The organism is Patescibacteria group bacterium, assembly GCA_041651155.1.
In the GTDB taxonomy this organism is placed as follows: domain Bacteria; phylum Patescibacteriota; class Patescibacteriia; order CAIXNZ01; family CAIXNZ01; genus JAPLYF01.
Genome location: JBAZJU010000003.1, coordinates 1 through 12724, shown reverse-complemented (window position 1 = coordinate 12724; position 12724 = coordinate 1). Strand labels below are relative to the sequence as shown.

General features: G+C 34.4%; 13 protein-coding genes. 6 read left to right on the top strand and 7 right to left on the bottom strand.

The features are described from left to right. The first annotated feature begins 163 nt into the window (after positions 1-163). The 6 genes from WC460_03080 to WC460_03055 are packed head-to-tail and all read left to right on the top strand — an operon-like array spanning position 164 to position 5557. Complete coding sequence (locus WC460_03080) at positions 164-1417, top strand: peptidoglycan DD-metalloendopeptidase family protein (protein MFA5188318.1); 1254 nt, start codon at positions 164-166, stop codon at positions 1415-1417. 21 nt (positions 1418-1438) lie between these two features. Beyond that, positions 1439-1879, top strand: coding sequence for a hypothetical protein (locus WC460_03075; protein ID MFA5188317.1), 441 nt, complete (start codon positions 1439-1441; stop codon positions 1877-1879). Further along, positions 1873-2982: a hypothetical protein gene (locus tag WC460_03070; protein MFA5188316.1), complete on the top strand. Its 1110-nt coding sequence runs from the start codon at positions 1873-1875 to the stop codon at positions 2980-2982. The genes WC460_03075 and WC460_03070 overlap by 7 nt, the downstream gene beginning before the upstream one ends. 15 nt (positions 2983-2997) lie before the next feature. After that, positions 2998-4125, top strand: a complete 1128-nt coding sequence (locus WC460_03065; protein MFA5188315.1) for an NlpC/P60 family protein — start codon at positions 2998-3000, stop codon at positions 4123-4125. A 36-nt stretch (positions 4126-4161) separates the two neighbouring features. Then, positions 4162-5148: a M23 family metallopeptidase gene (locus WC460_03060; GenBank protein MFA5188314.1), complete on the top strand. Its 987-nt coding sequence runs from the start codon at positions 4162-4164 to the stop codon at positions 5146-5148. A gap of 25 nt (positions 5149-5173) precedes the next feature. Next, positions 5174-5557, top strand: a complete 384-nt coding sequence (locus WC460_03055) for a hypothetical protein (GenBank protein ID MFA5188313.1) — start codon at positions 5174-5176, stop codon at positions 5555-5557. Positions 5558-5594: 37 nt separating this feature from the next. Here the strand turns inward: WC460_03055 and WC460_03050 are convergent, their stop codons facing one another. The 7 genes from WC460_03050 to lysS form a co-directional block, all read right to left on the bottom strand. Then, complete coding sequence (locus WC460_03050) at positions 5595-6149, bottom strand: hypothetical protein (protein ID MFA5188312.1); 555 nt, start codon at positions 6147-6149, stop codon at positions 5595-5597. Further along, on the bottom strand, positions 6142-7122 hold the full coding sequence (locus WC460_03045) for a tyrosine-type recombinase/integrase (protein MFA5188311.1): 981 nt from the start codon (positions 7120-7122) through the stop codon (positions 6142-6144). Before WC460_03045 ends, WC460_03050 begins: the two co-directional genes overlap by 8 nt. A 107-nt stretch (positions 7123-7229) precedes the next feature. Next, on the bottom strand, positions 7230-8144 hold the full coding sequence (locus WC460_03040) for an FtsQ-type POTRA domain-containing protein (GenBank protein ID MFA5188310.1): 915 nt from the start codon (positions 8142-8144) through the stop codon (positions 7230-7232). A 25-nt stretch (positions 8145-8169) separates the two neighbouring features. After that, positions 8170-9477, bottom strand: a complete 1308-nt coding sequence (gene serS / locus WC460_03035; GenBank protein MFA5188309.1) for a serine--tRNA ligase — start codon at positions 9475-9477, stop codon at positions 8170-8172. Positions 9478-9605: 128 nt separating this feature from the next. After that, positions 9606-9944, bottom strand: a complete 339-nt coding sequence (locus tag WC460_03030; protein MFA5188308.1) for a hypothetical protein — start codon at positions 9942-9944, stop codon at positions 9606-9608. A gap of 32 nt (positions 9945-9976) precedes the next feature. Next, on the bottom strand, positions 9977-10924 hold the full coding sequence (locus tag WC460_03025) for a hypothetical protein (GenBank protein MFA5188307.1): 948 nt from the start codon (positions 10922-10924) through the stop codon (positions 9977-9979). Positions 10925-11004: 80 nt separating this feature from the next. Then, the gene (lysS, locus tag WC460_03020; protein MFA5188306.1) at positions 11005-12444 is read right to left on the bottom strand and encodes a lysine--tRNA ligase; all 1440 of its coding nucleotides are present in this window, start codon (positions 12442-12444) and stop codon (positions 11005-11007) included. Positions 12445-12724 lie beyond the last annotated feature (280 nt).

Here is a 12724-nt window from a genome sequence, read left to right as displayed (position 1 = left end):
AACACAACTCCCTGCGAACACCAAACCGTTAAGCATAAAGCTTAGCGGTTTTTTATTCCAAAAAAAGATAACCGAAGGAGCCCCGCGTCGCGGGGCTCCTTCGGTGTTTTGTGTAACCTACTTTATCCAATTCTTACCCAAAATGTGCTATAATACAACCAAGATGAAAAAGAGAAATATCATTATTTTCTTAATTTTTTCGTGCTTAATGGTTTTAAGCACTGGCTTTGCTTTTGTCTTGGCTGCAAATTTTGATTCGCCTGATTACAATAGCATTTATGGCAGTAATTCTGACATTATTGAACTTAATAAACGAATTGAAGCAAATAAAGATAAAATTGATAATCTCAAAAAAGCCACGGCTGAATATGCACAAAAGATTGAAGAATACAAAGGCAAGGCAGCTACTTTAAAAAACCAGCTGGGGCTTTTGGACAATCAAATACTTAAAATCCAATTAGACATCAAAACATCGCAATTGCAAATAGATAAAACTAAGCTGGAAATTGACGCCTTAAATTATCAGACTGAAAAAGAACAGACTGAAATTGATCTGCAAAAAGAAAATTTAATGGAATATATCAAGCAGATTGACAAAGCTGATCAAAAATCATATCTGGAAATATTGATTTTAAATAATTCGTTCTCTGAATTTTTCAACCAGATAAGCTATTTGGAAGGTGTACAAGCTGATATAAAAAATACTATTGATAGATTAAAATTCCTCAAATCCTCATTAGATACTCAAAAAGCAGATCTAGAGCGGCAAAAGCAAGAACTGGAAAATTTTCAGAGCCAGCTGCAAGAGCAAGAAGACAAGCTCCAAAACGACCAACAAGCTAAAGAAAATCTGGTTTATGAAACCAGATCATCAGAATTACAATTCCAAAACCTTTTAACCCAGGCCAAACAGCAACAAGATGCGATTAATTCGGATATTTATAATTTGCAGGAAAAAATCAAAGATAAGATAAATCGCATTAAAAAAGAGGGGACTACTGCGCAAAATACTTTTATTTATTGGCCGGTAGGGGGTACGCATGTAATCACTGCCTATTTTCACGATCCAGACTATCCTTTCCGCTATATATTTGAACATCCTGCCATTGATATCAGAGCTAAGCAAGGCTCGCCAGTCATTGCGCCGGCTGATGGTTATGTGGCACGCGCTCAAGATTCTGGCTATGGCTATAGTTATATTATTTTAATTCATGACAACGGCTTATCTACTGTTTACGGCCATGTCAGCGCCATTTACGTTAAAAATGATGATTTTGTCAAAGCAGGCGATGTTATCGGACTGTCAGGCGCAATGCCAGGCACCAGAGGCGCCGGTCCTTTTACTACAGGTCCTCATTTGCATTTTGAAGTCAGGTTAAATGGCATTCCTGTAAATCCACTTGAATATTTGCCTTGATCTAAATTAACCTAATTAATTATGGAACGCACAAGCAGAGGAAAAATTTGGGCCATGATTTTAGAACTTTTTTCCCATTATATAGTCTGGCTAATTGTGGCATTTGTTGTTTTTATCTGGTATTTTTATCCTGATTTTACCCAAAATCTTGGCCAGACAATATTATTTTCCACCCCATCAATTGTTTTAATCTTTGGGTTAATTATTGCCTTGGCTGGCATCCATTGGAGAACAAAAAGTGATGAAACTACCGGGATAACCCAATATGACATAACGCTTACTAAAACTGATTTTTATCTGGTTGATTTATTAATTTATTTTGGCGCCCTGGCTATGCTTGTTGTGTCTTTTTTTGCCAAAGAAAATGGAGTGGACACAATTGATTTAATACATGCCCTGTTATTTTTTGTTTTTGCCAACTGGCTGAAACAAATTTTTTATAAAAAAATCCCCAAATGTTAAAAAGTCTAAAACTTAAAATTTTTATTTTCTTAAATCTTACACTCCTATCTTTTTTATTTAATCCAACCAAAATATTGGCACAAACCAATAATGTAGCTCCACCTAATTATCCGCTAGAAGTCCCAATTTTTGGTTTTACGCAAGCAACTACTTTTGCTGATTACATAAAAAATCTTTATAAATATGGCTTATATATTTTAGTACCAATAGCTATTGTTATTATTATAACTGCTGGTATTATGTGGATTTTATCTGGTGGAAATCTTGCTAATATAAAACAGGCAAAAAAATATATTACCGGCGCTTTAACTGGCTTAATTATTGGCTTGTTAAGCTATGTAATGTTATCTCTTGTCGGCATTACTGAATTCAAAAATCTAGATCTTGAATATATAGCAAGTCTTGAGTGTTGTTCATATCCCGGAGATAATTATTTCCTTTTGACTAAAGCAGACTGTGCCAGTAAGGAAGGAACCATAAAAGATATGGATGAATGCTTATCAGCGGGTGAAGAAGGAGATACTGATGTCCCATTAAATACAAGCGGCATAAATGGTGTTGATGTTAATTTCAAAGGTCTTATTTATTGTCCTAAAAGCGGAGGACAAGCGATTTTAGCCCAAATTGGACAATCTTCTCTGGGCAAAGTTACCTATCGCTGGGGAGCAAAAGGAGGAAAACCTCCCTATACAGTTCAATCTCCGAATATTGCAGGCTCACGTTATGAAGAGCGTAAACAAAAAATTACATATTGTCCTCCTGGAACAATATGTTTAGATTGCTCTGGCTATACAAATTATCTTTTGAATTGCGCTGGCCTTAAACCTTTTGGTGGAGGAACAGCAAGTATTTTTGGCAGCGGATGCAGCAGAGGTGAAAGAATAACATCTATTGATAATACTTCAGTGAATGGCATACCTTTAAAACCAGGGGATGCATTGGGCAAACCAAGTCAACATGTACGTATTTATGTAGGCAATGGAATTCTCTTTGAAAGCGCAGGAGGCAGTGGTTGGGATGACCCAGGTGGTAAGGCATCAAAAAAATCTCAAGTTATGAGCCATAAATTTATTGGAAGCTGTATCAGAAGATACGGTACCTAATATTTTATTATTAATATGAATAACCTAATATTTAGAAAAATTTCAAGGATTTTACCAGCAGTTTTACTTTTCTTTATTCTATTTTTTATAATCTTACCCACTGTTATTTTGGCTTCAACAGCAGCTGAACCAAATATTGAACTGCAAATTCCAATTTTAGGCTTTACTCAAGCTCAAAATATTGCCGTATACATCAAAGCCCTTTACCAGGCAGCCTCCTACATTGTGGTGCCATTTGTTATTATCATAATTATTTTGGGAGGCATTGAATGGTTAACAGCTGCCGGGAGAGATCCAGAAGGCATGAATAAAGCTAAAACCAGAATTTTTCATGGCCTAATCGGCCTGGGAATTGTTTTATTTAGCTATGTTTTACTGTCTTTTGTAGGTATAACATCATTAAACACGCCAAGTATAGAATATATTCCCGAGGAAGAAGCTGATGATACTGAAGATCCTTTATGGAATGGTCCGAACCCAACTACTAGTAATTTTGAACAAACTTTAACTGAAAATAATGACTCTTCAGTTGATTTAATCAGAAAGGCATTTATAGCTGCTGCAGAGGCTGCAACTCCGGCTAATTATAATATAAACTGCCCTAAAGAATTAAAAAATCCCACCATTCAACAATTAGCTCAATATTTTAATGGTAAAGTAACTTACCGCATGGGCGGAAAAGGAGGTCCACCGCAGTACAAAGATGATACGTATAAATGTGAAAACAATGTTCCCTGCAAAACATTCTGTCCGAAAGGCCAACTCTGTCTTGATTGCTCAGGCATGGCCAATTTAATTTTAGCTTGCTCGGGTCATAAATATATAGATAGCGGGACAAAAGGTCAGTTTGGTTGTTCTCCCAATTGCTCAACTAGTGAAAAAATTACCAAACCAGCTACTGCAACTGCGCTTAACGGCAAGGAATTAAAGCCAGGTGATCTTGTAGGTTATCCAAAATGCAGTAAAGGTCAATTCGGTCATGTTTATATTTACATTAGTAATGGAAAAGTTTTGGAAAGTCATGGTAGTAATGGTGCAGAAAATCCTGAAAGTGGAAGAATATCAGGGAGAGGAATAAGAGTGACTAATTTGATTGAACATGACTGGGTGGGGAAGAAAGCCTGTGTCAGAAGATGGGAATAAATTTTTAAAAATTTAATTATAAACTTTCTTGTTAAAATGGAAAAGCAAAAAACAAAAATAATACAAATATTCCTTATAATAATTTTTGCACTAAGTTTTTTTTATCCAATTCTTTCATTTGCTCAAACTGCTACTCAACCCGATATAACATTACAAGTGCCTCTTTTAGGATATGCAAAGGCAACTGATATGGCTGAATATATTAAAAATATTTATCAGGCTTTGCTCTATATAATTATCCCTTTCATAATAATAATGATTATTGCATCTGGAATTCTTTGGATAATCGCAGGAGGGGATAAGCAATTGATTGGCAAGGCTAAACACAGGATACAATTGGCCTTAATTGGTTTGGGTATTGCCTTATTCAGTTATGTCTTATTGTCTTTTGTGGGTATAACACAATTAATTCCCCCCAGTGCGGAATATATTGAAACTATTGACATACCAGATGATGCTTTAATGTTTCCAACCAATGAAGGCGTAACTCCGGGGGGAACATATCAAAGTGTTGGCGGACAATGTTTTCCCGTGCCTTCAGCGAGTTTAAAAAGTACTCACAATAATTTTGCGGCAAGTAGGGCCCAGGGTGCAAGAAAACATGCTGGGGTGGATATTTATACTAACCCTCCAGGAGAAGGAATAGCCATAGCAGATGGCGTTGTTTTAAGAATTAGCACAACCTTTAAAGCTGGCGCGAATAAATGTACTGCAACTCCTAATTGGTGGATAAGCCAGAATGGCGGCTCCGGCGATGCTGGTTCAATTTACATTTATTTTCCAAGTTTAAATGTAACTGTAAATTATGGGGAGAATGATGTATCTAGACAATTGGTCAAAGTAGGACAGCAAGTAAAAGCAGGACAAGTTATCGGTATATTTGGACCATGCAGAATGTTGCACTTTGAACTTTATCAAGGAAGGAGAAGCACAAATATTCAATGGAAGCCAGCAGATGCTCCTCAACCCGCTGGCCTGATAGACCCTACAAAAACACTTAGCTCTTTACCTAAATGCAAATAAAAATTAGGTTTTTATTTTACGACACATGATATATTATCATCAAAATAGGGTAGAGGAGATATTTCAAAAAGCCTGTAAATGCCTAAAAGTTACAGGCTTTACTTTTAGAGTTATGAATCGGCAGGCGCCTGTTAACACGGCCAGAAGTTTTAAAGTTGCTTATACTAATTTAAAAACAAAGCTGGTGGCGATTGATATTTTTACACCTAAAAAAAGAGAACCTAAAAGTATTAATTCTATTTTAAGGGTTATTGCACATGAGATAGGCCATCATCAGAAAAAACCCTTTAGGCAGCTTTATAGGGGCCATTTTATCACCAGGAGCCATTATCCGGGGTTTTATAAGCAGGTTAATAAGAATGTAGCTAAATTTAAGAAAGACCCTGTATTAGGCCTTTATTTTACTTAAAATGATTTAAATTTATTACCTGACAATAAAAGAGGTTTTAAGGCCTCTTTTTTATAATTTCTTTTATTTTATTATGATTAATATTGTCTCTAAACTTTTTATATTCCATTAGTTCATCTAATTCACAACTAAATTCATAGAGCTTTAAATGATCAGAATCATCATCGGGGTAAGGTATTAAATATAATTTTACGACACCTAGCAAAAAATATTCAATTATTTTATTTGGGTCAGTATCGCCACATTCAATAATAAATTCTTGGTCTTCAGAAATAAGGTCGGGATAGCGCCCATGGAAAAGACTTTCAATTTTAACCTTTTTATTCTCACCCAGTAAAAATTTTTCACCTAGATATTTTAAAGCCATATGGCGAGTTTCACCGCCTTGATAATCAAAAATTTTAATTTCTTTTTTTATTAATTGCTCAATTATTTCATGAAACTCCTCAATGGAATTAAATTCTTTTTCCTTAAATTTAATAATTTCTTCATCTATTAAAAAATTGAGCTCTTCAAGAGCCTGATAATCAACATTTAATCTTGAATTTGAGTAAAAAATATCAATTAACTTGTTTGAGGAAGTATTATTCATTCTTTAAATTTTTACCGCTATGAAATTTTTGATGTAAATCCTTAAGCCTTTTATTAGTTACATGCGTATATATTTGAGTGGTCATAATATTTTTATGGCCTAAAAACTCTTGGACTATCCTTAAATCAGCGCCCTTATTTAATAAATCAGTGGCATAAGTATGCCTCAATGTATGAGGTGTGGCTATAAAAGGCAAGCCTGCGATCTTACTGTATTTAGTTAAAATATTTTCAATTGAACGTGTAGTCAAGCGATGTTCTGATTTATCGTTTTTAAAATTCTGATGGTTTATAAAAAGCGGACGTTCCATATCCTTCCTGGCCTCTAAATATCTAATTATCCAGTCCAAACTGCGCCTGGAAAAATAAATGGGTCGGGGATGGCTGCCTTTGCCGACTATTGACAATTCCAAAGAATCATAATTAGCATTCTTGATTATTTTCAGATTAAATTGATCTCGGTTCAAATTTACCAATTCCGCCACGCGCAAACCCGTTGAAAACAAAGTTTCCATTATTGCCTTGTCTCTTAATCCAGAAATTTCTTCAGTTTTGGGAGATAATAACAATCGTTCTAATTGCTCAAGATTTAAAAATTTCACGACTCTTTCTCTCATATTATCTTTGGCTAGTTTAATTTTACCAGGCGGTAACGTGTCAATGTCTTTTTCAATTAAATATGCCAAAAAATTGCGCAATGCAATCAAGTAGTAATTTTGCGTTGATTTTTTTAGATTTTGTTTGGTAGTGGCATTAACGCCTTGGCGGGATAAATAAAGGCGGAATTGATAGATAATATCCGCAGTTAAATTATGAGGCTTTAAATCAGGATAATTCTTATTCAGCCAATTTTTAAATTTATTTATAAAGCGAGCGTAATTAACCACACTCAAAACAGCCAATCCTTTTTCTACTTCCAAATATTCCAAAAAACTGGTTATAAAGCTAATCAGCGATTTGTTTGTTTTTTGCATAAAACACAGTTTTAACTCTTCTAGCTCTTTGATTAAGGTATATTATGCGAAGATGACTTAACTATATCATTTAGGCATAAATCCTGCAAAAGGCTTATCCCCAACCATTATTTCATCTTATAATAAACGCTTTCACCCAATCTTAAATCTATGTAATCCACTCCGCTTAAATTACTTTTTTTAATTTTCTGGTCTATAATCAAATTCAAACGGTTTATTTGCGTTTCCAATGAATCAGTTAAATTAAAATATATTTTAGTTCCGTTATTTAATCCCACGCTTATATATTTCGGCCAATTATTGGGTACGGTTAAGCTTTGCGGCTGCAAATAATCTTTAGCGCTTAAAGCCTTTTGTAAATCTAAGATAAACAGGACATCCTCTGGCCTTAAGACTTTGTCACCCAAATTCACCTCGTCATTGGCTGAATTGGTCACTTTAATAAAATTATCATTAGTTGCCTGACTTTCTATTGGCGCTTGTTCTATAATAGAAAAAATTTTCGGCATGGTTAATTTATAATATCGTTTTATAATCTGGCCATTATTATCAGCCAGATATTCCTGATTATTAGTAATCCATTTAATTGCCGCATTTTTTTCTTTTAAAGTCAGCCTAATAGTATTTGGCAAAACTTTTTCTATTTTCAAGTCTGACAAGAGAATAACTTCTTCAACTTTATTTTTAAATTCATTTTTGTTAAACAAAAAGATGTTGCGATTCTTAAAAATAAATAATTTATTAACTGACAAGTAACTACCAGTCAAATCAAGCATGTCATCAGTGGAAATTATCTGGTTGCCGGAAATTTCTATATTGGTAATATTATAAAAATTGGAAAAAATAAAAAAATATAAGCAACCCAAAATGCCTATAATTAAAAATAAATTAATGACTTTGAATAATTTTGATCCCAATAATCCTTTTCTTAAACTCCAGGGATTGCGATATTTAACAGACTGGCGTTCAATCTTATATTTTTTATGGACCAAAAAATTTTTTCTTTTTTTAAAACTAAACATTTGAACAAAAGATACCCTTCTCTCTTTAGTTATCTTTGGGTAAAATTATTTCTTTATTACCCATATACGGCCTAATGGCTGCAGGAATTGTCACTGAGCCATCTTCATTTTGATAATTTTCCCAGAGTGCGATTAATATTCTTGGCGAAGCAATAGCAGTATTATTTAATGAAAAAACGTATTTAGTTTCTCCATCTTTCGCTTTATATTTTATATTCATCCTGCGCGCCTGCCAATCTGTTAAAAATGAATCAGAATGGGTTTCAGAATAGGCATTTCTTGAAGGCATCCAGGTTTCAATATCATACATTTTATATTTTCCAGCGCCCATATCGCCGGTACAAACCGCAATTACATGGTATGGCAATTTTAAATCCTGTAAAATTTCTTCGGCAATACTTCTTAACTCTTCGAAATATTTCAAGCCTTCATCAATGTCAGCCTGGCAGATTATTACTTGTTCAATTTTCATAAATTCATGCAAGCGATAAATACCTTTTGTATCTTTGCCATAACTGCCGACTTCTGAACGATAACAGGTTGAAAAACCGCAATATTTTTTGGGCAAATCTCCTTCTTTAAGGGTCTCATTGGCATGATAAGCCATTAAAGATGGCTCTGATGTGCCAGCCAAAAATAAAGGTTCCTTAATATCTTCGCCACTATCTAATTTGCCTGGATTGCCAATTTGATAAACTTCTTCTTTCCCAAAGGGGAAATGTCCACTGCCGATTAAAGCCATTTCCCTGACTAAGGTTGGGGTAATAAAAGGTGTAAAGCCCTTTGCCATTAATTTATTAAACGTATACAGCAACAGTGCCATCTGCATTTGCGCGCCCTCATTTTTTAAATAATAACCGCGAAAGCCAGAAACCTTCACTCCCCTATCAAGATCTAAAAGGTCTAAGTTATTGCCTAATTGCAAATGATCTTTAATTTTAAATTTAAATTTGGGAATTTTACCCCACTTGGAAATTTCTTTATTATCTCTATCATCTTTGCCAATTGGCGTGTCTTTAGAGATTACATTTGGCACTAAAAGCATAATCTCGTCATATTCGTCTAAAACCTTAATATATTCAGATTCTAAAGCTGCAATCTTATCTTTCAAAGCTTTGCCTTCATTTATTAATTCAGCAGAACGCTTGGACTGATCTTTAAGCAAATCAGCATTGGCATTTCTTTTTTGACGCAAATCATCTATTTCCTGAATTAAACTTCTTCGTTTATCATCCAATTTTAGAAGTTCCTTATAATCAATTCTAAGTCCTTTGTCTTTAGTGACTTTTTCAAGAATTTTTAAATTTTCTATGATAAAATTTATGTCTAGCATAAAATTTAGATTATAGATTATTGATTTTAGATTATAAATTTTTGGTTTGGATTATAATATAATTCTAGCAAAAATTGACTTTTTTGCCAAGATTGCGTAAAACTTCTGCTTTTTAAAAGAAACTTCCTTTATGGGGAAGCTTCTTCTTTTTTGGCGTCTAAAATGCCAAAAAGGTTTGGGGCGCAATTTGAAAATTCACCCAATTGTTCTGCTGTCAGATTGTCAATTTTTTGAGTGAATTGAAGATTAATTGCCAATCTCAATTTTTCAATCGCTCTTTCAGCATCACTTTTTCCCGCCTTCTTTAAGGCCATTCTTAAAACTCTTGCAGTAAAGGCAATGCCTCGTGTTTCAACAAGAGCATTAACCTCACGTATCGATTGTTTGTCCTCCAGCAAAAGATCAACTACTTGATGTTCCGTACCAGCGAAAAATAATGAATCAGTTTTTTCTGCTCCCAAGCACATTAGTTCCTCCTTTTGCGCTTTGTGCCTTTTGTTTATTGTTTCTTTTGGCTTAGTTCTGCAATTTCCGGATGTTTTTTTATTATCTGCAGATACTTTTTGAATTTGTTAAAGACTTCGCCGTTATGATTTATTATTTCTTTATCCTTGCTGTCCTTAATTTCATCATGAATTTTCTTAATTGCTTCATCATGTGACAAGCCGGATCTGTCCACCCAGGCTTGATATTTATCAACTAATGTTAAAATTAAATATCTATCAATGACCTCAATGGCCACGGATTCGTCAGCTATCAGTCCATCAATATCCCAGGGGTCATGCCCGTCTAAAGCATGATGGGTGCTGGCAACTTTGGCCAGTGATTCATCAATCTGATCATCAATATATTCTTGCAAAAGCTCCCTTGTCCAATAATCATGTTCGCGCCACAAATCAATCATGGCGTGTTTTTTTAAATCAAGCTTTTCTGCTTGTGCCTTTTTCAATTTATGGTCATAGATATGAAGAGTCAATGTTTCTAAATATTTCTTAATTTCTTCTTTCTCTGGTAAATCTTCCGAATCTAAGGCTTCATCAATTGATAAATTCCTGGGTCTCTTGCCTTTAAATTTTTCTGATTTGGGATTGAATAATTTTGGGTTAAACAATGTCTCAATTAAATAACGCTGCCTATGGCTTGCCTTGGCCGGTCCGGATTTGCCAATATCATGGAAAAGACAAGCTAATTTTAATTTATCCTTGCTAAATGTAATATCTTTTTCACCTTTTATTTCAGCCCATAAATAATCAACAATTTTCGCCATACTGACAGCGTCTTCAAAATGAGAATCTGGCATGCTATTTAGTTCAACTAAACGTTCATACAAAGCAGGGATTTTTTCAATTTGAAAACCAACATCATGAAACTGCTCAAAAACATAAGCTTCTTCTTTTGATTCAAATTTTTTTAAACTTGGTTTTTCGTTAGATAATTTTTCTTTCATAAAATTATATCTAATCCTAATAACTTCGCTACGAAGCTAAGCTCCGAAGCGTCGGAGCTTAGCTCCGTCTTCTCACTAAATCATTTCTCCGGCCTCATCAACGGAAAAATCTGGCATTCTCGTGCTGTTTTATTTTCTAAAAATGAAAAGAAACGCTCTGACACGCCAAAGCCCGCTGTCGGAGGCATACAATACTCTAGAGCCTCAACAAAATCCTGATCAGGCATTTGTGCTTCCTTATCCCCTGCTGCCCGCATTTTGGCCTGTTCATTAAAGCGCTCAGCCTGGTCAATTGGATCATTAAGCTCTGAATATCCCTTGCCCATTTCTGAACCACCTAAAATTATCTGAAATTCTTGGACTCTGCCAGAATTTTTGAGATCGCGTTTAGCCAATGGCGCAACTTCAACCGGATGATTAATCAAAAAAGCCGGGCCGGCAATAGTTTTTCTGACTTGTTTCCATAGAACATCAATTAAACGTGCCTTTGATAAATTTGCATCAAAATCAACTTTTAAATCTTTTAATTTTTTAACCAATGCCTCTCTAGTTGCTTTAGTTACATCCAAATCAAAATCTGCTTTTATTTTTTCCACATAATCAATAGAATCCCATTTTTTACTAAAATCAACCATAAAACCATTAATTTCAAATTCCATGGTATTATAAACTTCTTTAACAATTTTTTTATACATTTTTTCCATCAAAACCATCATATCTTTGTAATCAGCATAGGCCATATAACATTCCATTTGGGTATAATCCTGCAAATGCTCGCGGCTCATGCCTTCATTACGAAATTGTCGGCCGATTTCAAAAGTTTTTTCAAAACCAGCCACCATCAGTCTTTTTTGCCAAAGCTCACCCATGGAAATTCTTAAATAAACATCCATATCTAAAGCGTTATGATGAGTAACAAATGGCTCGGCATCTGCACCGCCTGCTGTAGTTTCCAGAACAGGAGTTTCAACTTCCAAAAATCCTTCGCCTAGCATAAAATTACGCATCGTCTGCCAGAATTTTGCTTTGCGGTAAAATAATTCTTTTAATTCCGGATGGGTTATAAAATCCAGATATCTTTTTCTTAACCTTAATTCCTCATCAACTAGGCCATGCCATTTTTCCGGCAAAGGCCTTAAGGCCTTTGCTAACAATGTATATTTTGAAACTAAAATTGAAATCTCACCTTTATGGGTTTTAAAAACTTCGCCTTCTATGCCTATAAAATCACCTATATCCAGATTTTTAACAAACCAGTCATATTCTTCTTTGCCAATTTTATCTGCCTGCAAAGCAATTTGCATTTTCTGAGATTCATCCATTAAGTGGCAAAAGCAAAGCTTGCCCATGTCACGAATTGTCATCAAACGGCCGGCTGTTTTAACCTTAGTGCCTATTTTTGATTCAAAGGCTTGTTTTAAAGTATTTTTTTTATCAAATTTAGAAGGATAGGGATCTATTCCCTGTTCTCTGATTTTTTCTAATTTTTCTAGACGGATTTTGCGTTCATCTAAGGTCATATGTAATGAAATTTAAAATTTAAAATGCAAAATACAAAATTACAATATAAAATCCAAAATTTTTGATTTTAAACTGTAACTTTAAACTTTAAACTTTAAACTTTGAACTTATCTATATTTTATCTAAAATCAGAGCAAAAGTCAAAACATAATCTACTGGGTTCAAAGGACTAGCGCAAAACTTTAAAATCATTTAAGGTTTTGCTATGAAAAACAAATATCATCGTTTAACCCTTGAAGAAAGGGAGGTAATAAGTAATGGGCTGTGGGCAGGTGAGAC